Origin of the sequence: Streptosporangium amethystogenes (assembly GCF_000721075.1) — a bacterium.
Taxonomy (GTDB): domain Bacteria; phylum Actinomycetota; class Actinomycetes; order Streptosporangiales; family Streptosporangiaceae; genus Streptosporangium; species Streptosporangium amethystogenes.
This window is the reverse complement of the sequence record NZ_JOEQ01000015.1, coordinates 1-23528: the sequence shown is the minus strand read 5'-3', so window position 1 is coordinate 23528 and position 23528 is coordinate 1. Positions and strand designations below refer to the sequence as shown.

21 protein-coding genes are annotated in these 23528 nt (G+C 69.5%); 11 read left to right on the top strand and 10 right to left on the bottom strand.

Features of this window, described 5'->3' with window-relative positions; translation table 11 throughout:
• Nucleotides 1-124: 124 nt before the first annotated feature.
• The 3 genes from IG98_RS0121820 to IG98_RS0121810 all read right to left on the bottom strand — a co-directional run bounded on the left by IG98_RS0121820 (nucleotide 125) and on the right by IG98_RS0121810 (nucleotide 3887).
• Entirely contained in the window at nucleotides 125-2626 is a 2502-nt protein-coding gene (locus tag IG98_RS0121820; protein ID WP_030915017.1) for a mannose-1-phosphate guanyltransferase, read from the bottom strand.
• A 3-nt stretch (nucleotides 2627-2629) separates the two neighbouring features.
• The gene (gene clsA / locus IG98_RS0121815) at nucleotides 2630-3226 is read right to left on the bottom strand and encodes a cardiolipin synthase ClsA (protein WP_030915014.1); all 597 of its coding nucleotides are present in this window, start codon (nucleotides 3224-3226) and stop codon (nucleotides 2630-2632) included.
• 241 nt (nucleotides 3227-3467) lie between these two features.
• Nucleotides 3468-3887, bottom strand: a complete 420-nt coding sequence (locus tag IG98_RS0121810) for a hypothetical protein (protein ID WP_030915012.1) — start codon at nucleotides 3885-3887, stop codon at nucleotides 3468-3470.
• 218 nt (nucleotides 3888-4105) lie between these two features.
• Between IG98_RS0121810 and IG98_RS0121805 the strand changes: the two genes are divergently transcribed.
• Nucleotides 4106-4714 carry a class I SAM-dependent methyltransferase gene (locus tag IG98_RS0121805; RefSeq protein WP_030915009.1) on the top strand — a complete coding sequence of 203 codons (609 nt, stop codon included), beginning with the start codon at nucleotides 4106-4108 and terminating at the stop codon, nucleotides 4712-4714.
• Between the two features lie 80 nt (nucleotides 4715-4794).
• The gene (locus tag IG98_RS0121800) at nucleotides 4795-5976 is read left to right on the top strand and encodes an acyl-CoA dehydrogenase family protein (protein ID WP_030915007.1); all 1182 of its coding nucleotides are present in this window, start codon (nucleotides 4795-4797) and stop codon (nucleotides 5974-5976) included.
• Between the two features lie 45 nt (nucleotides 5977-6021).
• Here the strand turns inward: IG98_RS0121800 and IG98_RS0121795 are convergent, their stop codons facing one another.
• Complete coding sequence (locus tag IG98_RS0121795; protein ID WP_030915004.1) at nucleotides 6022-6936, bottom strand: alpha/beta hydrolase; 915 nt, start codon at nucleotides 6934-6936, stop codon at nucleotides 6022-6024.
• Between the two features lie 413 nt (nucleotides 6937-7349).
• Between IG98_RS0121795 and IG98_RS0121790 the strand changes: the two genes are divergently transcribed.
• On the top strand, nucleotides 7350-8465 hold the full coding sequence (locus tag IG98_RS0121790; RefSeq protein ID WP_030915001.1) for a globin domain-containing protein: 1116 nt from the start codon (nucleotides 7350-7352) through the stop codon (nucleotides 8463-8465).
• A 344-nt stretch (nucleotides 8466-8809) separates the two neighbouring features.
• Nucleotides 8810-9139, top strand: a complete 330-nt coding sequence (locus IG98_RS50700; RefSeq protein ID WP_030914998.1) for a ubiquitin family protein — start codon at nucleotides 8810-8812, stop codon at nucleotides 9137-9139.
• Between the two features lie 70 nt (nucleotides 9140-9209).
• Here the strand turns inward: IG98_RS50700 and thyX are convergent, their stop codons facing one another.
• The 3 genes from thyX to IG98_RS0121765 all read right to left on the bottom strand — a co-directional run bounded on the left by thyX (nucleotide 9210) and on the right by IG98_RS0121765 (nucleotide 13699).
• Nucleotides 9210-9941 carry an FAD-dependent thymidylate synthase gene (gene thyX, locus IG98_RS0121780; RefSeq protein ID WP_211264051.1) on the bottom strand — a complete coding sequence of 244 codons (732 nt, stop codon included), beginning with the start codon at nucleotides 9939-9941 and terminating at the stop codon, nucleotides 9210-9212.
• An 87-nt stretch (nucleotides 9942-10028) separates the two neighbouring features.
• Entirely contained in the window at nucleotides 10029-11285 is a 1257-nt protein-coding gene (locus IG98_RS0121775) for an amidohydrolase family protein (protein WP_063766255.1), read from the bottom strand.
• A 272-nt stretch (nucleotides 11286-11557) separates the two neighbouring features.
• On the bottom strand, nucleotides 11558-13699 hold the full coding sequence (locus tag IG98_RS0121765) for an anthranilate synthase component I (protein ID WP_030914990.1): 2142 nt from the start codon (nucleotides 13697-13699) through the stop codon (nucleotides 11558-11560).
• A gap of 491 nt (nucleotides 13700-14190) precedes the next feature.
• On the opposite strand from IG98_RS0121765, the gene IG98_RS0121755 reads away from it, so the two are divergent.
• Complete coding sequence (locus IG98_RS0121755) at nucleotides 14191-15204, top strand: helix-turn-helix transcriptional regulator (RefSeq protein WP_211264050.1); 1014 nt, start codon at nucleotides 14191-14193, stop codon at nucleotides 15202-15204.
• Here the strand turns inward: IG98_RS0121755 and IG98_RS0121750 are convergent.
• Both IG98_RS0121750 and IG98_RS0121745 read right to left on the bottom strand, forming a co-directional pair.
• Nucleotides 15195-16109: an SDR family oxidoreductase gene (locus IG98_RS0121750; RefSeq protein WP_030914984.1), complete on the bottom strand. Its 915-nt coding sequence runs from the start codon at nucleotides 16107-16109 to the stop codon at nucleotides 15195-15197. The two genes, IG98_RS0121755 and IG98_RS0121750, sit on opposite strands and share 10 nt — an antisense overlap.
• A gap of 83 nt (nucleotides 16110-16192) precedes the next feature.
• Complete coding sequence (locus IG98_RS0121745) at nucleotides 16193-17224, bottom strand: LacI family DNA-binding transcriptional regulator (protein ID WP_030914979.1); 1032 nt, start codon at nucleotides 17222-17224, stop codon at nucleotides 16193-16195.
• 457 nt (nucleotides 17225-17681) lie between these two features.
• Here IG98_RS0121745 and IG98_RS0121740 point away from each other — a divergent pair, with 457 nt between their 5' ends.
• The 4 genes from IG98_RS0121740 (at nucleotide 17682) to mctP (ending at nucleotide 20881) form a co-directional block, all read left to right on the top strand.
• Nucleotides 17682-18236, top strand: coding sequence for a VOC family protein (locus tag IG98_RS0121740; RefSeq protein ID WP_030914976.1), 555 nt, complete (start codon nucleotides 17682-17684; stop codon nucleotides 18234-18236).
• Nucleotides 18236-18877, top strand: coding sequence for a carboxymuconolactone decarboxylase family protein (locus IG98_RS0121735; RefSeq protein ID WP_030914973.1), 642 nt, complete (start codon nucleotides 18236-18238; stop codon nucleotides 18875-18877). The genes IG98_RS0121740 and IG98_RS0121735 overlap by 1 nt, the downstream gene beginning before the upstream one ends.
• Before the next feature lie 134 nt (nucleotides 18878-19011).
• On the top strand, nucleotides 19012-19221 hold the full coding sequence (locus IG98_RS0121730) for a DUF3311 domain-containing protein (protein ID WP_030914970.1): 210 nt from the start codon (nucleotides 19012-19014) through the stop codon (nucleotides 19219-19221).
• Nucleotides 19222-19225: 4 nt separating this feature from the next.
• A complete protein-coding gene (mctP, locus tag IG98_RS0121725) occupies nucleotides 19226-20881 on the top strand; it encodes a monocarboxylate uptake permease MctP (protein ID WP_051752595.1) in 1656 nt (551 codons plus the stop codon).
• Here the strand turns inward: mctP and IG98_RS0121720 are convergent.
• Entirely contained in the window at nucleotides 20857-21207 is a 351-nt protein-coding gene (locus tag IG98_RS0121720) for a DUF6285 domain-containing protein (protein ID WP_030914964.1), read from the bottom strand. The two genes, mctP and IG98_RS0121720, sit on opposite strands and share 25 nt — an antisense overlap.
• 52 nt (nucleotides 21208-21259) lie before the next feature.
• Here IG98_RS0121720 and IG98_RS0121715 point away from each other — a divergent pair, with 52 nt between their 5' ends.
• Together IG98_RS0121715 and IG98_RS0121710 are read left to right on the top strand one after the other, a co-directional pair.
• The gene (locus IG98_RS0121715) at nucleotides 21260-22450 is read left to right on the top strand and encodes an acyl-CoA dehydrogenase family protein (protein WP_030914962.1); all 1191 of its coding nucleotides are present in this window, start codon (nucleotides 21260-21262) and stop codon (nucleotides 22448-22450) included.
• Nucleotides 22447-23427 carry a phosphotransferase family protein gene (locus IG98_RS0121710; protein WP_030914960.1) on the top strand — a complete coding sequence of 327 codons (981 nt, stop codon included), beginning with the start codon at nucleotides 22447-22449 and terminating at the stop codon, nucleotides 23425-23427. Before IG98_RS0121715 ends, IG98_RS0121710 begins: the two co-directional genes overlap by 4 nt.
• The last annotated feature ends 101 nt before the right edge of the window (nucleotides 23428-23528 follow it).

Sequence of the window (23528 nt, the reverse complement as noted above, 5' to 3'; positions counted from 1 at the left end):
ACATACAGTGATGAGGCGCGAAGGTCAAGGTTGACGCTGAACCGCGGGTACGGTCGGTGACAAAGTTACAGGGGACACTGCCCCTGGTCCATGGCGCCGCGCGGTATTTGTCGCGCGGGCCGCCTCAACCTCCGGCGGCCTCCTCCACCACCCGCGCCCAGCGCTCGATCAGGGTCTGGGCGGAGTCGACGTCGAACCCCTCGGCCCACAGGTGGGTCACCGCCTCGGTCGGGTCGGGCAGCACCAGGGTCCAGCTGCCGTCCTCCGCGACGACCCGCACCCCGTCGGTGGTGTCGATGCGGTGGTGCTCGGCGGCCTCGATGACCGAGCGCATCACCGCCCCCTTGGCCGCCCACGGAGTCGGCACGGTACGGCGCAGCAGCTTGGCCTCGGGTATCCTGGCGTCGATCTGGCTGAGCGAGAGCCGGGTCCTGGCGACCAGTCCGAGCAGGCGCAGGAACACCGCCAGACCGTCCACCGTGGGGCCGAACTCGGGCACGATGAAACCACCGCGCCCGTCGGCCGCGAAGATCATTTCCGGCCCCCTGGCGGCGGCGGTGAGCGCGTCGATCGCGGTGGAGGTCCACTCGGCCTGGACCCCGTGGAACCTGCAGACCTGCTCGGCCACCCGGGTGGTGGTGACCGGCAGTGCCACCCTGCCGCCGCGGCGCTCGGCCGCGACCAGGTCGAGCACCACCAGCAGGGCGCGCTCCTCGCTGATCAGCTGGCCCATCTCGTCCACCAGCGCGACCCGCTCCCCCACCGGGTCGAAGCGCACGCCGAAGGCCGCCCTGGAGGAGCTGACGAGTTCCGACAGGCGCTGCAGGTCGCGGCGGCGCTCGGCGAGGGTCTCGGTGGGCGAGGCGTCGTCCAGCCGGTTGTTGACGGTCAGCACGTCCACCCCGACCCGGCCGAGCAGGCTGGGCAGCACCAGCGAGGAGGTGCCTCCCGCGCAGTCGACCACGACCTTCATGTCGGCGTCGCGGACTCCGCTGATGTCGACCAGGCGTAGCAGCTCGTGCGTGTAGTCCTCCACCGCCCTGGCGGGAAAGCTCAGCTCGGCGATCTCACCGGGGAAGGCCCGGCGGAACTCCTGCCGGGAGAAGACCCGGTCCAGCTTGCGCTGGGCCGGCGGCGACAGGTCCGCGCCGTGCTCGTCCATGAAGACGATGTCGACGCTCTGCGGGTCACCGGGGGTGGTGCGCAGCGCGATGCCGCCCACCGCGTTCTCCCTGGCGGTGTGGAAGCGCGCCACGGGGAGCGGGGACGCCTCCAGGTCGAGCACGTTGATCGCGCTGGCGTTGAGGGCGCTGATCACGGCCCGCTTCAGCGCCCGCGCGGCGCGGGAGGAGTCGCGGGAGGTGATGACCGAGGCGCCCTTCTTCAGGGTGGTGGCGTAAGCGCTGGCGAGCCGCACGCACAGCTCGGGGGTGATCTCCACGTTGACCAGCCCCGAGACCCCCCGGGGGCCGAACAGGTTGCGCTGGGCGCGCGGCTCCCAGATGACGCTGTTGTTGATCACCGCCCCGGCCTCGATGGTCTTGAACGGGTAGATCTTGACGCCGGAGGAGATGTACGCCTCGGCCTCGATGATGCACTCGTCGCCGATGACGGCGCCCTCCTCGACCCTGGCCGCGGTCATCAGGTCGGTGTTCTTGCCGATCACACAGCCGCGCAGGTGGGCGCTGGGCCCGATGTAGACGTTGTCGTGGACGACCGCGCGGTGCAGGAAGGCCCCCTCCCTGACCACCGCGTTGCTGCCCAGCACGGTGTACTCGCGCAGTTCGGCCCCCGCCTCGACCTTGGCGTAGTCACCGACGTAGAGCGGGCCCTTGAGGATGGCGTCGGTGTCGACCGAGGCTCCCTCGGCCACCCAGACGCCCGGCGAGACCTCGAAGGCGTCGATGTCGACCTTGACCCGGCCCGACAGGACGTCGGCCTGGGCCTTGAGATAGCTCTCGTGGGTGCCGACGTCCTCCCAGTAGCCGTCGGCCACGTAGCCGTACAGGGGGGCTCCGCGCTCCAGCAGCCGGGGGAACACGTCTCCCGACCAGTCGACGGGCCCTCCCGCCGCGATCTCGTCGAGGACCTCGGGCTCCATCACGTAGATGCCGGTGTTGACGGTGTCGGAGAAGACCTGGCCCCAGGTGGGCTTCTCCAGGAAGCGCTCCACCCGCCCGTGGTCGTCGACGATGACGATGCCGAACTCCAGCGGGTTGGGAACGCGCTTGAGCCCGATCGTGACCATCGCGCCGTTCTCGCGGTGGAAGCGGATCATGTCCGTCAGGTCGATGTCCGTCAGCGCGTCGCCGGAGATGACCAGGAAGCGGTCGTCGCGCAGCCGGTCCGCGGCGTTCTTGACGCTGCCCGCGGTGCCGAGCGGTGTGTCCTCGGTGGCGTAGTAAAGGCTCATGCCGAGCTCGTCACCGTCGCCGAAGTAGTTGCGGACCAGGGCCGCCAGGAACTGCACGGTGACCACCGTCTCGGTGAAACCGTGCCGTTTCAGGAGGCGCAGCACGTGCTCCATGATCGGCCGATTGATCACGGGCAGGAGAGGCTTGGGCTGGTTCGCGGTCATCGGCCGGAGCCGTGTACCCTCCCCGCCCGCCATGACGACGGCCTTCACAGATCACCTCTTAAGGCGTTTGGCCTCGCTTGTCAGCTGACGCACCTGTACCCAATACAACACTCCGGACCACCAGTACAGGCCTGTGCCCCAGATGGCCAGGGACCAGCCGACGATCCGGGCGGGATCGGCGTACCAGGCGTCGTGGTGGGCGAGGAAGAGCAGGGGGAAGGCGTAGAGGAGGTTGGCGGTGGCGGCCTTGCCGAGGAAGTGCACGGGCAACGCCGGACCGTAGCCGAGGCGGCGCAGGATGAGCGGGATGCCCAGCAGCATCACGTCGCGCAGCGGGATGGCCAGTGCCAGCCACCAGGGGATTATCTCGCGCATGGCGAGGCCGAACAGGGTGGCCAGGATGTAGAGCCGGTCGGCCAGCGGGTCGAGCAGGCGGCCGAGCCGGCTGGTCTGGTTCCAGGCGCGGGCGATCTTACCGTCGAGCCAGTCGGAGAACCCCGCCAGCATCAGCAGCGCGACGGCCCAGCCGTCGGCCTTCGGGCCCAGCACCAGCCAGAGGAAGACCGGCACCCCCAGGAGCCTGGCCAGGCTCAACGCGTTGGGAACCGTCCAGATTCGATCTTCGGCTCCCGATGCTTCCGGATTCACCGGTCTGTCTCCCTCCCCCGTGGTCTGATGCGACCCTACCCGTGCGGGGCTCACACGGGCCGTACGGCCATCCGGCGAGGGCACGAGCGCGGGGGCGTCAGGTGCGGGACCAGGGGGCGCCCAGGGGCGCGACAGCGCCCGGGGAGGTGGTCGGAGTGAGGCGGGCAACCACACCACCGCGGCCGCGCGGCGGTGTGGTTGCGATCGGCGGCTTCACCTGATCCGGGAGACGCCGCCCGGATCAGGAGCGGCGCACGGCGGCGCCGGAGGACCAGGCCCAGACGAGCACGGCGACGGTCATGCCGAACAGGGCCAGCCCGCTGGGGACGTGGGTGCCGAGCGCCTCCCAGCTGAAGTGCTGTGCCATACCGACCAGGAAGAGGCCGACGCTGGCCAGCGCGGGCCAGCCGGCACCGCGTCCGGGACGCCAGACCATGACGGCCACGACGATCTGCAGCAGTGCGATCAGATGCACCACCATCCCGGCCAGTACGTGGGTCTCGGCCAGCGCCTCCCCGCCACGCACCGCCTGGCCGGCGAACGAGGCGGCGGCGATGAGGCCGACCGCCTGGGCGACGACCAGGATGCGTAGGCCGTACAGCAGGCCCGCGGGGACCGGGCGATCCCTCGCCGGCTTCCGCGGGGAGATGACCTCCTGCATGTGATGTGTCCTTAACCTTGGATGACTGGTTCGGAGCACATCGTGGCCGTGGGGCATCCGCCCGGTCGTCACCCTGAGGGCTGACCTCGCTGTCCACCTCTTGGCGGATTCCCCGCCCGGTGCGCGTTCACCGGTCGAGGGCACCGCCTCTCAGGTGGCCGAAAACCGTACCGAAATGACGCGCGCGACACTCCGGCGCACCCTTTACGCTTCACAACATGACCAATGACACCGCGCTCTTTCTTGGGCAGTGGATCCGCTCGCCGGGCACCGTCGGAGCGGTGGCGCCGAGCTCGCGGCGGCTTGCCGAGGCGGTATCCTCGCCGGTCCCCCACCGGGGGGATCCGGTGATCGTCGAACTCGGCCCGGGCACCGGGGTGTTCACCGCGGAGATCCAGCGCAGGCTGGGAGGCCGGGGGCACCACATGGCCGTCGAGATCAACCCCAGGCTGGCCGATTTCCTCGCCGCCAGGAACCCCGGGGTGGACGTCGTGACCGATGACGCGGCGCGGCTGCCCCAGCTGCTGCAGGAACGCGGTCTCTCCAAGGCCGACGCGATCGTGAGCGGACTCCCCTGGGCCTCGTTCTCCGAGGAGACACAGGGCCGCCTGCTGGACGCGGTCATCGCGATCATGGGTCCGCACACGGCCTTCACCACCTTCGCCTACAGCTTCGCCAAGCGCCTTCCTCCCGCACGGCGTTTCAGGAGACGCCTGATCGATACCTTCGAGGAGGTCGTCGCGGGCCGCACGGTGTGGGGCAACGTACCGCCCGCCTTCGTCTACCACACGCGCAGGCCGCGTCTGGCCGCCGTCCAGCAGAACTGATCCCCTCGTCCCGGTGGCCCTGGAGGCTTACCGAACTTCGTTCTACGATTGCGCGCGCAACTAGAATGGAGTTGGTCACCGTGGACTTCACACTTCCGGAGAGCGCCCTCGCCGTCCAACGCGGCGTCGGTGACATCTGCGCACGCTACGACCTGGACTACTGGCAGCGGTGCGAGAGCGAGAAGCGCTGGCCCGAGGAGGTCTGGCAGGATCTGGCCAAGGGCGGCTGGCTCGGCCTGGCCGTGCCCGAGGAGTACGGCGGCGGCGGTCAGGGCCTGCTGGAGCTGGCCGTGGCCACCGAGACCCTGTCGGCCTCCGGCTCGGCGGGCGGCTCGGCGTTCACCTACGTGCTCACCCCCGGGTTCGGCGCCATGACCCTGGCCAGGCACGGCAGCCCCTGGCAGCGCGACGAACTGCTACCCAGGCTGGCCACCGGCGAGTTGGAGACCTGTTTCGCGCTGACCGAACCCGACGCCGGGTCCAACGCCCTGGGCATCTCCACCTCCGCCCGTCGCGACGGGACGGAGTTCGTCGTCAACGGCCAGAAGATCTGGATCACCGGCGTGCAGCGCGCCACCTGGATGCTCCTGGTCACCCGGACCATCCCGGCCGCCGAGGCCAGGCCCCGCAGCAACGGCCTGACCGTCCTGCTGGTGAACGTCCCCGAGGCCGTCGCGGCCGGTCGGCTCTCCTTCCAGCCCATCCCGAAGATGGGCGCCAACACCACCCCGTCCAACATGGTCTTCATAGACGACCTGCGGGTCCCGGAGAGGAACGTGGTCGGTGAGGTCGACCAGGGCGCGCTGGTGCTGTGGGACATCCTCAACCCCGAGCGCGTCCTGCTGGCCGCCTCCGCGCTCGGCGGCGCCGAGGTGGCGCTGCGGGTGGCCGTGCAGTACGCCAAGGAGCGCGAGGTGTTCGGCAGGCCGATCGGCGCCAACCAGGCCATCGCCTTCCCTCTCGCCCAGGTCAAAGCCAAGATCGAGCTGGCCAGGCTGATGCTGTACAAGGCCGCCTGGCTGTTCGACAGGCAACTGCCCTGCGGCACCGAGGCCAACATCGCCAAGCTGACCGCCTCCCAGGCGGCCTGGGAGGCGGCCGACCACGCGTTCCAGACACACGGCGGCATGGCCTACTCACTGGAGTACCCGGTCGCCCGCCTGCTGGCCGACGCCCGCATCGGCAAGGTCGCCCCCGTCACCGAGGAGCTCCTGCTCAACTACCTGGCCACCCAGGTGCTCGGACTTCCCAGGAGTTTCTGACCTGATCGCCGGGTGCGCCCCGCCCGACCGGAGCCGGGCGCACCCCTATTTGAAAGCCGCCGCGAGACGGGCCGCGGCGTACTCGCGCGCCTCGGTCGCCTGGTCGAAGAAGCCCGGCAGGCCGAAGAAGCCGTGGATCGCCCCCTCGTATCTTCTGACCTCGACCGGCACTCCGGCCGCGGCCAGCTGGGCGGCGTATTCCTCACCCTCGTCACAGAGCGGGTCGTACTCGGCGGTGATCACCGTCGCCGGGGCCAGACCGGCCTTGTCGGCCAGCCGGACGGGAGCCAGCCGGGGGTCGACCGGATCGCCGCCGTACTGCGCGACGAACCAGGCCATCTCGTCGGCGCCGAGCCCGAAGCCGTTGGCGTAGGCGCGGTAACTCCCGGTGTCCATGGCCACGTCGGCTATCGGGTAAACGAGCAGCTGGTGGGCCAGCCCGAGCCCGGCGTCCCTGGCCTGCCAGGCGGCCACGGCGGCCAGGTTGCCTCCGGCGCTGTCGCCGCAGACCGCGATGCGCTCGGGGTCGGCCCCGTAGACACCGGGGCGGCCGAAGACGTCCTGAACGACGCTCCAGGCGTCGTCGGCCGCGGCGGGGAAGGGGTGATCGGGGGCGAGCCGGTAGTCGACCGAGATCACAACCGCCCCGTTGCGCACCGCGAGGTCACGACCGAGGGCGTCGTTGCGGTCGACGCTGCCGAAGACCCAGCCTCCGCCGTGAAAATAGACGATCGCCGGGAGGGGGCGGTCGTCCTCCTCCGGCCGGTAGACGCGGACCGGCACGCCCGCGACGACGTCATCCCTGACCAGCGGGAGCGGGATGATCGGACCGCGTTGCTCGACGAAGGCGTCGAGGGCCCGCATCGCGACGATCGCCTCGAGGGTGAGTGTGGAGAGCGGGACACCGAGGTCCGTCTGGAAAGTCTTCAGGTAGGCCTCGGCCTGCGGATGCAACGGCATGAGCGGCACTTTACCCGCCGGGTCCGGTCGACCGCGGGAGGCGTCGAGGTGTCGGTGTCGCCCCGCCGGAAGTCCCGGCCACCACGGCGGAGAGGGCCCGGCGACCCGAAACTCCGGAATGACGGAAAATCTCTCGAACAGCGAGCCCACCACTCAAAACGAACGTGATTATTTTTCGCCTAATTTCCTCGACCCGGATTGTTCGGTCACCCAAAATAACTCCCTAATTACGGATAGTTAGATTTCCTGCCATATTGCCGAGAAATGGTTGTGACGCCTACCTGGTGATGGAAGACTCGAATTTCGAGTGACCAGGTGAGCCGGGGCCGCCGGTCACTCGTCACCCGGAGCCGTCAGGGAGGTGGATCTGCGTGATCGGACTTTGAGCCGATCAATTAGGGTGGGTTCGTTAAATGTCTTTGAATCCGCGTCTCGTCAAGGAAAGCTTCGCCATCGTCGAACCTGTCGCGGACAAGGCCGCGGCATACTTCTACGGACGCCTGTTCGCCGAGAGCCCGCACCTGCGGACGATGTTCCCTCCGGCGATGGACGTACAGCGCGACCGCCTGTTCGGCGCGCTGACCAGAGTCGTCTGGAGCCTGGACAGTCCCGACAGTCTGGCCTCGTTCCTGGGTCAACTCGGCCGTGACCACCGGAAGTACGGCGTGCTCGCCGAGCACTATACCGCGATCGGCAACGCGCTCCTGGCCACGGTCAGGCGCTTCGCCGCCGAGATCTGGACCCCCGAGATAGAGGCGGCATGGACCGCCGCCTACACCGCCGCCGCCAATCTCATGATCGAATCGGCCGAGTCCGACGCGGGGGTGTCGCCCGCCTGGTGGCTGGCCGAGGTGATCGACCACGAACTCCGCACCCCGGACATCGCGGTGATCACCTTACGGCTCGACCAGGCCCTGCCCTACCTGCCCGGCCAGTACGTCAGCGTGCAGACCGCACGCTGGCCACGCGTCTGGCGCACGTTCTCCATCGCGAACGCGCCCCGGGACGACAACACGATCCGCCTGCACGTCCGCGCGGTCTCCGGCGGCTGGGTCTCCACCACGCTGGTCCAGCGCACCCGGATCGGAGACAACCTGATGCTGGGGCCCCCGATCGGCACCATGGTCCCCACCGACTCCGGACGCGACATCCTTTGCGTGGCCGGCGGCACCGGCCTGGCACCGATCAAGGCCATCCTGGAGCACGTGATCGGCTCCGGGCGCCGCCCCAACATCCACCTGCTCCACGGCGCCCGCACCGCCGGGGAGCTCTACGACCTGACCGACCTGTTCCGGATGGCGTCGGCCTTCCCGTGGCTGCGGGTGCTCCCCGTGGTCTCCGGACAACCCGGGTACGACGGCATGCGAGGCCAGGTGGCCGAGGTGATGGAGCGGTTCCACTCCTGGTCCGACCACGAGGCCTACGTCTGCGGCCCGACCGCCATGGTCAGCGAGACGGTTCACCGGCTCCAGCGGGGCGGGATGCCCATGGCCCACATCCACCGGGACATCGTGCAGGGCGAGCCTTGACCGACAATCAGGATTAATCCCCCGAAGCGATCACGCAAATTCCATAGAGTCCGGCGGGACACGGTATGTCATGGCAGCATGAGGCCCAATCCGAAAGGAGATGGTCATGCACGACTGCCCCCCTCACAGCCCGTGCCCCCCTCTCGACCGCCACCCCCGTTCCCCGCGCGTCTTCTCCAGAGCCGTCCATCCGCACGGATCCGCCCCCGGTCCCCTCCACCGGCGGCGGGCCCTCCAAGGTCAGGGCCACGCCCGCCTCCGGCATGCGGCCACCCCCGGCCGCGGCACCCGCCCCTCGGGCGCACCGACCGTTCCCGCCCCGCGCCACAGGGCGCTCTGAACCGATGGCCAGACCCGTCACGCTGGTGACCTTCATGCTTCCCGCCCCCATGCGGCACTGGGCCGGCGAGAGCACCGAGGTCCGCGTCTTCGCCGTCGCCGACCATGAGGACGGCGACCCCACACTGGGTTCCGCCCTCGACACGCTCCGCCGTACGCACCCGTCTCTGGAGCAGCGACTCCGCGACGACTACGGAAGCATCCGCCGCCACATCAGCATGTTCGTCTGCGGCGAGAACGCCCGGCATCTCGGCGGCCTCGACTGCGCACTGCCCCCGGGGGCCGAGATCCTCGTCCTGCCCACCCTCTCGCGCCGCCAGGAGACCACGAGCTGACCCGCCCGCGCCCCGGAGTACGGTCGCGAGACCTCAGGCGGCGGGCCGAGGACCCGGCGGGCGACAGGACCTAGGGTGCGACCCTGCCGCCGGCCACGAAGGCCTCGTGCGTGAGGGGCATCAGCGTCGCCCAGGCGGCCTCCATCTTCTCCGCCACCATCTCGATCTCACGCTGCGGGAACGAGGGCACCTTGGCCTGCTCGTTCTTGGTACGCAGGGAGAGGAAGTGCATGAGCGAACGGGCGTTGCAGGTGGCGTACATCGAGGAGAACAGCCCGACGGGCAGCACCGCCCTGGCCACTTCGCGGGCGATGCCGGCCTCCAGCATCTCCCGGTAGGCGGCATAGGACTGCCGGTAGGACGCCTCCATCACCTCGGTAACGAGCTTGTGCTGCTCGGCGCTGCCCTCGGCGAAGACGTACTTACCCGGCCTGCCTTCCTGAACCAGCTTCCGCTCCATCCCCGGAACATAAAAATTGGGCTGAAGCTCGCGATAACGCCCACTTTCTTCGTTATATGACCATCCGACCCTGTGGCGGTGAAATTCGCGGAAGACGAAGATCGGCGCGCTGACCAGGAAGGTCATCGAGTTGTGCTCGAAGGGGCTGCCGTGCCGGTCGCGCATCAGAAAGTTGATCAACCCCCTGGACCGCGCGGGATCCTTGCCGGCCTCCTCCAGCGACTGCTCCCCCGCCGTCGAGACCCGCGCCGCCCAGAGCACATCGGAGTCGGACGCGCTGTGCTTGACCAACTCCACGGTCACGTCGTCAAGGAAACGCGCCTCTGCCTCATCGCCCGTCAACTGGATCCCCCTCGTCACCTCGTCGGTCGCGCATATCGTAGACCGTAACGGCGGGAGAAGCCCCGCCGCCCCGAAGACGGGCGCCGCTCACAACCGGTAGATCCTGCGGGCGTTGCCCGAGCCGATCATCTGGGCCACCCGGACGGCGTCCGAGACGCTCCACTCTCCGTCGGCCAGTCGCGCGGCGAGCGCCCCGGCCAGCCCTCGCCGGTAGTGCAGGGCGCCAAGGTGACAGGTCTCCGCCACGCCGTGGCCGCCGGAGCCGAACAGCTGCTTGTGGAACGGCGCCAGTTCGAGCAGTTCCGCCATGACCGCGGCCGAGCCCGTGGCGCTGCGGGTCAGCGCCGCGCCCACGTCGACGTAGACATTCGGGAGCGCACCGGCGAGGTAGGCCGCCCGGCGGTGGAACGGGTGACAGTGCAGCAGGACGACGGGCACACCCACCGGCTGCACGGCCACGATGAACCCGGTCATCGGTGCCGGGCCCGCGCCGTACCGGCCGGGGAGCGCGCGGCCTTCGGCGGCGTCGGGAGTCCCGAGAGTACCGACATCCACGCGACCGCCGTGCACCGCACGACCGCCGCGACCGGCATGGGCGCCACCGTAGCGGGTGTGACCGGTGTGGAACTGCAGCGGCCGCCCGTACTCCCTGGCCACGTCGACGGCCGTCCAGAGCAGGTGGCGCAGGAGCACCTGATCGGCGAGTCGCCCGCCCGGGCAGGCCAGCCGCCGGGTGGCCGCCGCGATCACCGCTCCCCGGCTCGGCCTGGCCGGGTCGAGATGGAGCCCGGATCTGTGGGCCGTGACCGACTTCAGCGCGACGGCGCGGACGGCCCGCGCGGCGAGGCTCTGGGCGAGGGCCGAGATGTAGGAGACCCCCGAGACCGCGGCCCTGGCCACCTCCTCCTCGGCCCGCTCGATGTGAACGACCCGCGCGGTGCCGGCGCCACCCGCGTGGCCCATCTCGGCCGGCGGCAGCACCTCGGGCCCGCCGAGGTCACCGTCGAACAGGAAGGTGGCTATCCCCGCGGCGCCCAGCAGTCGCCGGTTCACCTCGGTGGCGCCCAGCTCCGCCCTACGGGCCAGGTACACGGCCGGCGGCACGTGCGGGGCGAGACCGAGGACGGGCGCGCACCAGCGGCGGACCGCGGTGCCGACGGGGGTGTCGAAGTGGGTGGTGCCCGGGGGCGCCGGAGTTCCCGCGTCGCTGAGCAGCGTCTCGAACCGGGCCCTGGTCAGGTCGTCACGGCGCACGCCGTGACAGTTCTGGTCGACCAGCGGCGCCAGCAGCGCCTCCCGTACGGCGTCGGGCAGTTCGACGGGCAGCACACCGTCCGACCTCATGCCCGCTCCTCCCCCGGTCGCGGGGGGCGGTGGCCAGGTCCGGCCGTCACCCCTGCGGTCCCTACGACGGGGAGAACTCCGTGACTTCTCCGCTCCCCGAAGGGAGCGGCTTCTCGCCTCCCTCGGCCGAGGTGGGCGACGGCCAGACCTTGACCGTTTCGAGCCCGAGAACCTTAACGGAGAAGCGATTCACCTGCCGGGTGAACCCGGCGATCCCCTCGCTGAACATGATGGTCATCCGAGGTGAGGGCCGGGTTCGAAATACCGGTTCTTTACCCCGATGTGCGGCAGAGCCGGAGAACATTGGCGATGATCTTCGCTCCCGCGCCTCCCTCCGCGGTGAGGATCGACTCCGGGTGGAACTGCACGGCGAAACGGCGGCGCTCCACGTCCTCGATCGCCATCACCGCGCCGTCGGGGGTGAGCGCGGTGGTGCTGAAGCCGGCGACACCCGGCCGCTTGGCGTGGACCGAGTGGTAGCGCGCGGCGGTGAACTCCTCGGGGAGCCCGTCGAGCAGGGCGCTGTCGCCCAGCCGCCGGACCCGGCCACGCTTGCCGTGCTCGGGGTGGGACAGCAACTCCAGCGTGCCGCCCGCCTGCTCCACCATGCCCTGCAGTCCGAGGCAGACGCCGAACACCGGCAGGTCGCGCTCGTAGAGGGCGTCGATCAGGGCGGGGAGCCCGAAGTCGGAGGGCCAGCCGGGGCCCGGCGACAGCACCACCAGGGACGGCGCGATCTCGTCGATCATCGTGACCGGGAAGCCGTGCCGGAGCGTGACGACCTCGGCGTCCTGCTGGCGGAAGTAGTCGGCGAGGGTGTTGACGAAGGAGTCCTCGTGGTCGACGAGCAGGACCTTCATCCCGCTTCCCGGCGGCGCCGCGGCCACCTGGGGCTCGGTGGGCTCCTGCGGGCTCACGCCGACCACCGCCAGTGCGCCCAGCAGGGCACTGGCCTTGAGCTCGGTCTCCCGCTCCTCGGAGGCGGGGTCGGAGTCGAACAGCAGCGTGGCCCCGGCCCTGACGGTGGCGACCCCGCCGCGGATCTGCGCGGTGCGCAGGGTCAGGCCGGTGTTCATCGAGCCGTCGAAGCCGATGTAGCCGACCGCTCCGCCGTACCAGCGGCGGGTGGTGGCCTCGTGGTCCTCGATGAACTGCATCGCCCAGGTCTTGGGGGCACCGGTGACGGTGACGGCCCACATGTGGGTGAGGAAGGCGTCGAGCGCGTCGAACTCCGGTCGCAGCCGGCCCTCGATGTGGTCGACGGTGTGGATCAGCCTGGAGTACATCTCGATCTGGCGCCGCCCGATCACCCGGACCGTCCCCGGCACGCAGACGCGCGACTTGTCGTTGCGGTCCACGTCCGTGCACATGGTCAGCTCCGACTCCTCCTTGACGCTGGACAGGAGGGTGCGGATCGCGTCGGCGTCCTCGACCGGGTTGCTGCCCCTGGCGATGGTGCCGGAGATGGGGCAGGTCTCGACGCGGTCGCCGCTGACCCGGACGTACATCTCCGGGGAGGCGCCGACCAGGTGCTCGCCCTCGCCGAGGTTGAACAGAAACTCGTACGGCGCCGGATTGACCTGGCGCAGCTCCCGGTAGAAGGCCGCCGGGTCGGTGCAGGGCGCGTGGAAGACCTGACCGGGAACGACCTCGAACAGGTCGCCACGGACGAACTTCTCCTTGGCCGCGGCCACCACCTGGGCATAGGAGCCCTTCTCGGGGTCGGCCGGGAGCTCGGACGGCGCGGGAGGCAGCGGTACGACCTCCCCTTCGCGGGCGAGCCCGTGGGTGGAGAGGCCGTCCACCGTGAACTCGTAGCGGAACTCCTTGCTGGTCTCCCGCTTGCGGTCGATCACCATCACCCGGTCGGGCAGGTGCAGCACGAGGTCGCGCTGGTCGGCGCCCCGCGGCAGGACCTGCCTGATCGGCTCGAACTGGAAGGCCAGGTCGTAGCCGAAGGAACCGTACAGGCCCAGGTGCTCATCCTCGCCCTTGAACACGGCGATGACCTCGCGGATCGCGGTGAAGACCGTGGGACGGCGGCTGCGCATCTCCTCGGGGAGGATGTCCTCGGACTCCGCCACGTGCACCTCGACGAAATCGCCTGTCGGCTCCTCGACGGGCTTGCCCGCCGCCAGCAGGCAGGACACGACGGCGGGCAGCACCACCCTGCCGCGGGCGTTCAGCGCGCGGGCGGAGATCCTGCGCCCCCTGGCCACGATCTCCAGGCAGGGATCGACGTAGGCGAGGTGCCATCGGCTGTAGCGGCCGGGATACTCCATCCCGGAGGAGAGCACTCCACCACGGCGCTCGCCGAGCGTCGTGACGACGTCCTCAAGCACCGTCTCCGGCACGTCGGACGCGGTGACCTCGATCCCCACGCCGCCAGCGGTGGTATATCGGCTCGTCTCCACTGCGTTATCGCCCCTTTGATTTCCCTGATGCCCAGAGGGAGCGGACGCAGAGAAGGCCGCCTCCCTGGGCGGCCGTCTGTCTGCTCGCGAATGCGAAACCTGCGCCGCCTAGAAGCGGCGCCACCACCGAAGGGCAACCTGGTATCGCATGTCGCCACAGTACCGGCGACGACCGTGATCATGCAACGTGGCCACGCGCCGTGCCCTCCCTCCGGTCGGGGACACCGCTTTTCCGCGTGCGGAACGGCCCCGTCCGGCGCTGGTTTCGGATGCGAGGTCGATCCGGTCTTCGCCGACGTGGTGGTTCGCGTCTGCGGCGTACCTCCGGACGGCGCCTCCTGCCGGCAGTTCACAACCCCGGGGAGACACGGGCAGCGCGATGGTCACGACCGACGACGAGATCTTCCACGCCCCGTCCCCCTCGTCCCTGACCGACTCGCCCGCCGGAGGTCCCGGGTGAAGGTCCCCGGCCGGCGCACTAGGGTCAGGGGGTGCGCGCGGCCAGGTTGATGTCATTGGTGCTGCTGCTCCAGGCTCGGGGCCGGATGACCGCGATGGAACTCTCCCGGGAGCTGGAGATCTCCGAGCGGACCGTCCACCGTGACGTGCTCGCCCTGTCGGAGGCCGGCGTGCCGGTCTACGCCGACCGGGGGCGGGGCGGCGGCTACCGGCTGCTGGACGGATACCGCACCCGCCTCACCGGGCTGGACCGCGCCGAGGCCGAGGCGCTGTTCCTGTCGGGCGTTCCCGAGGCGCTGCGGGAGATGGGGCTGGGCGAGGTGGCCGCCACGGCGCGGCTGAAGGCCTCGGCCGCGCTCTCCCCCGGCCTGCGGGACGCCCCCGCGACCGCCGCGCAACGATTCCACCTGGACGCCCCCGGCTGGTTCGCGAGCGAGCGGCCTCCCCCTACCGCACTGGCACCGCTGGCCAGGGCCGTGTGGGGCGATCACCCGGTCACCGCCCGCTACCGGCGCGCCACCCGTTCCCACCCGGCCGAACAGACCGGGCAGACCGGACAGGCGGCCGCCCGGCGGCGTCTGGAGCCGTACGGGCTGGTGCTGAAGGCGGGGGTCTGGTACCTGGCGACCCGGTCCGCGATCTATCGGGTCGATCGCTTCGACGAGGTCGAACTCCACCCCGCCCTGCGCTTCGAGCGGGACGGCACCTTCGACCTGGCCGCGTTCTGGAGCGAGAAGTCGGCACGGTTTGCGAACTCCCTGCTCACCACGGACGTCACCGTGAGGCTCAGCCCCGCCGCCCTTCGCCTGCTCCCCGTCATCGCCGATCGGGCGGCCCTCGACGACGCGCTGGCCTCCGCCGGCGAGCCCGACGGGCAGGGGTGGGTCACGCTCCGCCTGCCCGTCGAGTCGCTGGAGGTCGCCTACGGCCAGGTCCTCCGCTTCGGCCCGGAGGCCGAGGTCCTCGATCCGCCCGACCTCCGTACCCGCCTCGCCGACGCCGCCGCCCGCATGCGTGACCTGTACGGCTCCGCCGGTCAGCGGTAGCCGGTGGCGTCGGCGGGCCTGCCTTTGCTCTCGACCTCCTCGATATAACGCCAGGCGTCGGGCCTGCTGCCGTCGAGGTCGGTGAAGCCGTACACCTGGGCGAGCCGCCCACTGGAGATGGACTGCCCCGACCAGCGCATCCTGTCCTCGTCGGCGGCGAGGGCGACGACCGCGCGCCCGGTATAGGAGGGCGACTCGGAGATCACGAAGTGCGGCTGCTTCGCCGTGGCGTCCCGCCAGTTCTCCTCGGTGACGCCGAACAGTTCCAGCATGCTCTCCGAGCGGAGCCAGCCGGGGGTAAGCGAGACCGCGCAGCAGCCGTGCGGGCGCAGTTCGTGCGCCTGGGTGAAGGCCAGCCGGTTCACCGAGAGTTTGGCCAGGTCGTAGAAGGCCGAGAGCCGGTAGTTGGCCAGGTTGTACTCCAGGGTGCCGTCGGTCACCTCGACCACCAGGCCGCCGGGGTTCTCGATCAGCAGCGGCAGGGCATGATGGCTGGTGATCAGGTGGGTGTCGATCGCCAGCCGGAGGATGCGCAGGCCGTCGTCGAGTGAGTGTTTCCAGACCGGGACGTTCCACTCCGTCAGCGGGTCGGCGCCCCAGATGTCGTTGACGAGGAGATCGAGTCTTCCCCGCTCGCGCCGGATCCGCTCCACCAGGGCGCGCACCCGCTCCGGCTCCAGGTGATCCACCTCGACCGCGATACCCTGCCCGCCGGCGCGGGTCACGCGCTCGGCCGTCTCCTCGACGGTCTCCGGCCGGTTCATCTCCGAGCGTCGCCGCCGCGTGCTCCTGCCCGTGCAGTAGACCGTGGCGCCCGCGGCGCCCAGCTCCACCGCGATCCCCCGGCCGGTTCCCCTCGTCGCCCCGGCGACCAGGGCGACCTTTCCTTCCAGCGTCCTGTTCATGGGACGAGCGTGGCGCGAAAACAGGACATCCTCTGTCATGTTCTCGCCGCCTCGCTGTACGAGATCGCCAGCTGCCCCGACCGTCAGCGCGAGCCGCGGGCGGGGCCGGTACTGCCGCGCGGGATCAGGGTGGCGGGGCGATCCTCCACCGAGAGGACGACCGGTTCTCCGGCGATCAGCGCGAGCAGCTGACGGGCGGCACAGGCTCCGTAGGCGGGGATGTCCCGGGTGAGCGCGGTCAGCGGCGGGCGCACGACCTGCGAGAGCGGGGAGTCGTCCCAGGCGACGATCGACAGGTCGGCCGGAACGTCCAGAACCATCTCCTGCGCCACCGACAGCCCGGCCACGGCCATTATGTCGTTGTCGTAGACGATGGCGGTGGGCCGCCGGGGCGAGCTGAGCAGCCGTCTGGTCATCCTGGCCCCCTCCTCACCGGTGTAGTCGGTGTGCGCGATCAGATGCTCGACGCGCCCCGGGCCCGCGTCCTGACACGCCTGGACGAAGGCCTGGTCGCGCAGCGTGGTGTGCACGAGCCTGGGCAGCCCCGCGACCCTGGCGATGCTCCGGTGCCCCAGCGCCACCAGGTACTCCACGGTCTCCCTGATGGCCAGGCCGTCGTCCGACCAGACCGTGCTCAACGGACCCGCCTGCGAGGGGTGTCCGATCACCACGACCGGCATGTTCAGCGCCCGCATCGCCTCCACCCGGGCGTCGTCGAGGTGCAGGTCCACCAGAAAGGCACCGTCGACGCGCCCCTCCCCCCACCAGCGCCGGTACACCTCGATCTCCTGCGTGTGGTCGGTGACCACCTGCAGCATCAGCGCGTAGGACCGGTCCGCGAGCTCGGCCTCGATACCGCTGATCAACTCCATGAAGAACGGTTCCATGCCCAGGGTGCGGGCCGGACGGAACAGCGCGAGGCCGATGGTGTGGGCGCGGGCACCGTTGAGGGCGCGCGCCGCGCTGTTGGGCTGCCAGCCGAGTTCCTTGGAGATCGCGAGGATGTTGGCGCGGGTGGCCTTCGAGACCCCTGGCTGCCCGTTGAGCGCGTAGGAGACGGCGCCCTTGGACACGCCGGCACGACGGGCGATGTCAGCGATCGTCGGACGTTTCACAGTTCCCCCTGATGAACCGGTTCTTATCGGCCAAGGATAGCGGGTCGACTCACCAGGGAGAGAAGGCAGAGGCCCCCGCCCTCAGTCCAGCACGGCGAGTCGCCCCTCTGCTGCCAGCAGGTTCCATGAGCGAACCGGAGCCGCGGGATCGAGGGGCGGCACGCCGGTAACGCGGCGTTGACACCACCGTCGCCTCGCACGCAACTTATCAGTAACTTACTCGGTTTAGTTCATGAGTTCCAATATTCGGGACCATTCGCGGACAGGGCCACCGACCCAAGGGTCAACATCGTTCGCCTTTTAAGTTAACCGGTTAATAATAGGTGGCACCCGCACGGGAGGACCCGCCCCCATCCGCACCCCCGGCCCCCTCCGGCACGAGCGAGGCGCCACGCGTCGTCCACCCACCCCACCCTCCTGTGATAAGTAATGAGTTACTCGAAGAAGCGAGGAGAACATGGCGGACAACAGCGAGTTCGAACTACGCGGGATCAACCATCTCGCACTGGTGTGCTCGGACATGAAGCAGACCATCGACTTCTACTCCGGCGTCCTGGGCATGCCCCTGATCAAGACGATCGAGTTGCCGATGGGATGGGGACAGCACTTCTTCTTCGACTGCGGCGGAGGCAACGCACTGGCGTTCTTCTGGTTCCCGGACGCGCCCGAGGGAATTCCCGGCGTCTCGGCGCCGAAGAACCTGCCGGACCGGGGCGAGATGCTCTCCGCGGTCGGCTCGATGAACCACATCGCCCTCGATGTCGCCCCGGACAAGATAGAGGAGTACCGCGACAAGCTCCTCGCCAAGGGCGTGGACGTCGGGGTGATCCTCAACCACGACGACAGCGAGTTCGGCGTGGCGCCCACCATGGGAGAGGGCGTGTTCGTCAGGTCGATCTACTTCAAGGATCCGGACGGCATCCTGGTGGAGTTCGCCGCCTGGACCAGGGAACTGGGCCTGCCCACCGACGTCCGGCACGAGCCGAGAACCGCCGCGGAAAGGACCGTGTGATGCCGCGTCTGCGCCAGGTCCCCCGCACGGAGGCCACGGACCCGCTGACCCTCTTCTTCTACGACCGGCTGTTCGGCCCGGACAGGGACCCGGTGGCCGAACCGGGCACCGCGACCGGCTCCCCCGGCGACTGGTGGACCGTCTTCGCACTGGACCCGGTCATCCTGCGGCACTGCGTGAAGGGCTTCCAGCTGTACCGGGAGAGCAAGATAGACCCGGTGCTGCGTGAGCTCGGCCAGTCACGGGCCGGCTGGGCCCGGGGCAGCCAGTTCGTCTTCTCGCAGCACTGCAAGCAGTTGCGGGCGCTGGGGGTGGCCGAGGAGAAGGTCCAGGCGGTCGCGCACTGGCAGGTCAGCCCGCACTTCAACGAACTGGAGCGGGCCGTGCTGGCCTACACCGACGGCCTGGTGCTCGACGGCGGCCGGGTGCACGACGAGATATTCGCGGTCCTGAAGGCGCACCTGCCCGACGAGCAGATCCTGGAGCTGACCTACATCACCTGCCTTTACGAAATGCACGCGACCATGTCAAGGGCACTCCGACTGGAGTTCGACGACCGGCCGGAACCCATCGTCGAAGCGGAGGCACCCGAGGGATACGGCACCCGTGACATCGCCGACGACATCGCCGGGCCGGGCTGACCTACCGTTCGTCGCGCCAACCGTTCCACTCGGCGCTCGGTGACCCGAAAGGAACGTCCAGGTAATTACGCTGCCGGTCAACCGATGGGGATGATCCTGCTCGGGCGTCCCTTCTCCAGCCACAGGAGACCGCGTTGACCACACCGAACGGGGACCGGGGCGATCGCAGCCCGTGGAACTGGCTGCTTATCGCGCCGATCATCCTACCTTTACTTCCATTTCTCTACAATTCCGATGAACCCCGGCTTTTCGGCTTTCCGCTCTTCTACTGGCTCCAGCTCGCCTTCATCGCGGTCGGCGTGACCTGCACCTCGATCGTCTACCAGATGACCAAGCGGCGGTGACCGGATGAACGCGCACCTGACCGAGATCATCGTCTTCACCGTACTGTTCCTGCTCGTCAGCGGTATGGGGTTCGTGGCGGCGCGCTGGCGCCGCCCGGACAGCCTGGCCAGCCTCGACGAGTGGGGCCTGGGCGGCCGCAGCTTCGGCTCGTGGGTCACCTGGTTCCTGGTCGGCGGCGACCTCTACACCGCCTACACCTTCGTGGCCGTGCCCGCCCTGCTCTGGGGCGCGGGCGCGACGGGCTTCTTCGCGGTGCCCTACACGATCGTGGTCTACCCGATCGTCTTCCTGGTACTGGTCCGCCTCTGGTCGGTCTCGCACGTGCACGGCTTCGTGACGCCCGCCGACTTCGTCCGGGCCAGGTTCGGCTCGCCCACACTGGCGCTGCTGGTCGCGATCACCGGCATCGTCGCGACGATGCCCTACATCGCGCTCCAGCTCGTCGGCATCGAGGCGGTGCTGAAGTCGATGGGCGTGACCGGCCACCTGCCGATCATCATCGCGTTCGCGATCCTGGCCGCGTACACCTACCAGTCGGGCCTGCGCGCCCCGGCGCTGATCGCCTTCGTCAAGGACACGCTGATCTACATCGTGATCCTGGTCGCGATCATCGCGATCCCCGCCCAGCTGGAGGGCGGCTGGTCAGGGATCTTCGACGCCGCCCAGGCCAAGTTCGACGCCAGCCCCGCACCCGGCGACGGCATCCTGCTCAACGCCAACAACCAGCTGCAGTACGTCACGCTGGCCCTGGGGTCGGCGCTCGCGCTCTTCCTCTACCCGCACAGCATCACCGGCGTGCTCGCCTCCAGGAACCGCGGCGTGATCAAGCGGAACATGTCCGCGCTCCCGGCCTACAGCCTGCTGCTCGGCCTGATCGCGCTGCTCGGCTTCATGGCCATCGCGGCCGGGATCAAGCCCATCGGCACGGACAACAACACGATCGTGCCGCAGCTGTTCGACCGGATGTTCCCCGACTGGTTCACCGGCGTCGCCTACGCCGCGATCGGCATCGGCGCACTGGTCCCCGCCGCGATCATGTCCATCGCCGCGGCGAACCTCTTCACCCGCAACATCTACAAGGAGTACCTGAAGCCGAACGCCACCGACGCCGACGAGGCCCGGGTCTCCAAGATCACCTCACTGCTCGTCAAGGTCGGCGCGGTACTGTGCATCCTGTTCCTGGACACCGGCTTCTCCATCGACCTGCAACTCATCGGCGGCGTCATCATCCTGCAGACGCTCCCTTCCGTGGCGCTCGGCCTCTACACCCGCTGGTTCCACCGCGGCGGCCTGATCGCCGGATGGGTGGCCGGCATGGGGGCCGGGATGCTCATGCTCTACAACATCGGCAACCCGGTCACCGGCAAGCTGCACTTCGCCGGGTCGGCGTTCCCGCTGGAGAAGCTGGGCCTTGACACCAAGATGACGATCTACGCGGGCATCGTCGCACTGGCGGTCAACCTGGTCGTCGCCGTGCTCGGCACGCTCATCGCGCGTTCCACCAAGGTGGCCGAGGGCGATGACGCCACCCTGCCCGACCACTACCTCGCCGACGAGGGCGACCCCAGGATCAAGGACCTCGACTTCACCGTCGACACCGGCGCCCCCTCTCCCGATGCCGATCAGGACCGGGGTCATGCCTCCGGTCCGGTGGTGTAGCCGGGGTTCGCGACCGCCAGCTTGTCCCGTACGGCCGCCGTCAGCGCGTCGACGAGGTCAGGGCCCTCCAGTCCCTCGCGGATAGCGGCGGCGAGCTCGGCGTCCGAGGCGACGCCGAGCTCGTCGAGCCGGACCAGGTGGGCGGCGTGCTGCGCGGGGCCGAGTTCGAGCTCCCGCTCGACCATGCCCAGCACGTTGACCGCCACCCGGGTGTGGAAACGGATCCGGCCCTCGACGACCGGAAGCACGTCGCTCTCCAGAAAGTCACGGACCGCGGCGACGAGCCGAGCTGCGGACGGTACGTCATGGGGCATGCCCTGCGACATAAGGAACTCCTTATCCGTTGACGCGGCAACGAATCTCCGGTGAGATCATTCCATGAGCTTCGCGGTTCCCGACAGCGTCCGACCGATTCGTGACGCCGTCCAGGCGTTCATGACCGAACGGGTGGAACCGGCGGAGGTCGTACTCCACGAGGCCGGGTCCGAGGCCGTCTCGCTCCTGCGCGAGCTACAGGCGCAGGCGAAGAAGGAAGGGCTGTGGGCCCTCGGGCACCCCCGGGAGCTGGGCGGCGGCGGGTTGCCCTTCCTCGACTACGTGTACGTGAACGAGGTGCAGGGCCGCAGCGAGTTCGGTCAGCTGGCGCTCGGCACATTCACCCTGCAGGACTCGCTGATGCTGCGCCTGCACGCCAGCCCCGAGCAGCGCGAACGATTCCTCGCCCCGCTGGTCCAGGCGGAGATCTGGCCGAGTTTCGCGATGACCGAGCCGAACGTCTCCAGCAGCGATCCCACCCAGCTCCAGACCACGGCGGTGCTGGACGGCGACGAGTGGGTGATCAACGGCCACAAGTGGTTCACCACCGGGGCGGACCGCGCCGCGTACACGACGGTGATGTGCCGTACCGAGACGGACACCGCCCCGCACCTGGCGTTCTCCATGATCCTGGTGCCGACCGACACACCCGGCTACACCATCGTGCGCGACACCCCGGTGCTGGGCATCGACGGTGGTCACTGCGAGGTCCGCTACTCCGACGTGCGGGTACCCGCCGCCAACCTGCTCGGGCCGCGCGGCCAGGGCTTTGTCATCGCCCAGCAGCGGCTGGGCCCCGGCCGGATCTTCCACTGCATGCGCTGGCTGGGCCAGGCCCAGCGGGCCTTCGACCTGATGTGCCGCCGCCTGCACGAGCGCAGCGCCTTCGGCCGGCCGCTGGCGGACAAACAGCTGATGCGCCAGCACGTGTTCGACTCCTACACCGAGATCCAGTCGGCCCGGCTGCTGACGTTGAGCGCGGCGGAGGCCATCGACCGGGGTGAGCAGGCGCGGGTGGAGATCGGAGTGGCCAAGGTGGCCGGGGCACGGATGCTGCACAACGTGATCGACCGGGCCATCCAGGTGTACGGTGCCGCGGGGCTGACCCCGGACACCCCGCTGGACCGGATGTACCGGCACGCCCGGGCCGGTCGCATCTACGACGGCCCCGACGAGGTGCACATCGACTCGGTGGGTCGCCGGATCCTGGGCGAGTACGCGGCGGGGGGCAACTGGGAGTTCGGCCTTCGATGATCGACGACCTCGTCTCGGATGTGTTCGGGCCAGGCTCGGCCGTCACCTCGCGGATCCGGCTGCCGGGTGGTGCGTCGCGGGAGACATGGGCTCTGGACGTCGTCGTTCCTGACGGCGTCAGGCATGAGCTGATCCTGCGCCTGGACTCTCCGGGCACCGTCCCGGATTCGGGAATCGGATCGGCCGGGATCGGCCTGGCCGGGGAGGCGCGGCTGATGCGGGCGGCGGAGGCGGCCGGCGTTCCCGTGCCCCGGGTGGTCGCGGCCGGAGAGTCGTACATCCTGATGAGCCGGGTGGCCGGGGAGACGATCCCGCGCAGGATCCTCCGCGACGACGCCTTCATGGATGCCCGGCCGCTGCTGGCCACCCAGTGCGGCGAAATCCTGGCCGCGATCCATCGCATGCCGCTGGCCTCGCTCACGCACGGGACCGATCTCGGGGGTCCGGCAGTCAGGCAGTCGATCGAGCCGGACGATCCGCTCCGGTCGTGGCGGGACATACTGGATCTCACCGGCAGCGCGCACCCGGTCTTCGAGCTGGCGTTCCGCCGCCTTTCCGGCCGCCGCCCCGCGAGCGAGCGGGTGACCGTCGTGCACGGCGACTTCCGGAACGGCAACCTCGTCATCGGCCCCGGCGGGATCCGATCGGTGCTCGACTGGGAACTCGCCCATGCCGGCGATCCGATGGAGGACCTCGGCTGGTTGTGCGTGAAGTCCTGGCGCTTCGGGTCGCCGCTGCCGGTGGGCGGGTTCGGGGAGTACGAGCGGCTCGTCCAGTCCTACGAGCGGGCGAGTGGGTATCCCGTCGACCGTGACGCGCTGCGCTGGTGGGAGACGTTCGGTGTGCTGAAGTGGGGGATCATCTGCGTCACGCAGACCCTGCGCCACCTTGAGAGGGGCGTCCGGTCCGTGGAACTGGCCGCGATCGGCCGTCGTGTCTGCGAGACCGAATGGGATCTCCTGCAGACACTGGACTGAAACCCGGGAAAGCACGAAGGCCCTCACCGAAAGGTGAGGGCCCTCATATGAAAGATTGTCCGGCGGTGACCTACTCTCCCACACCGTCCCCGGTGCAGTAC

Coding starts and splice junctions, on each gene's coding strand:
- IG98_RS0121810 (WP_030915012.1), bottom strand. CDS start 3,887: ATGCAGGAGGTCATCTCCCCGCGGAAGCCGGCGAGGGATCGCCCGGTC.
- IG98_RS0121805 (WP_030915009.1), top strand. CDS start 4,106: ATGACCAATGACACCGCGCTCTTTCTTGGGCAGTGGATCCGCTCGCCG.
- IG98_RS0121795 (WP_030915004.1), bottom strand. CDS start 6,936: ATGCCGTTGCATCCGCAGGCCGAGGCCTACCTGAAGACTTTCCAGACG.
- IG98_RS0121790 (WP_030915001.1), top strand. CDS start 7,350: ATGTCTTTGAATCCGCGTCTCGTCAAGGAAAGCTTCGCCATCGTCGAA.
- IG98_RS50700 (WP_030914998.1), top strand. CDS start 8,810: ATGGCCAGACCCGTCACGCTGGTGACCTTCATGCTTCCCGCCCCCATG.
- IG98_RS0121775 (WP_063766255.1), bottom strand. CDS start 11,285: ATGAGGTCGGACGGTGTGCTGCCCGTCGAACTGCCCGACGCCGTACGG.
- IG98_RS0121750 (WP_030914984.1), bottom strand. CDS start 16,109: ATGAACAGGACGCTGGAAGGAAAGGTCGCCCTGGTCGCCGGGGCGACG.
- IG98_RS0121740 (WP_030914976.1), top strand. CDS start 17,682: ATGGCGGACAACAGCGAGTTCGAACTACGCGGGATCAACCATCTCGCA.
- IG98_RS0121735 (WP_030914973.1), top strand. CDS start 18,236: ATGCCGCGTCTGCGCCAGGTCCCCCGCACGGAGGCCACGGACCCGCTG.
- mctP (WP_051752595.1), top strand. CDS start 19,226: ATGAACGCGCACCTGACCGAGATCATCGTCTTCACCGTACTGTTCCTG.
- IG98_RS0121720 (WP_030914964.1), bottom strand. CDS start 21,207: ATGTCGCAGGGCATGCCCCATGACGTACCGTCCGCAGCTCGGCTCGTC.
- IG98_RS0121715 (WP_030914962.1), top strand. CDS start 21,260: ATGAGCTTCGCGGTTCCCGACAGCGTCCGACCGATTCGTGACGCCGTC.
- IG98_RS0121710 (WP_030914960.1), top strand. CDS start 22,447: ATGATCGACGACCTCGTCTCGGATGTGTTCGGGCCAGGCTCGGCCGTC.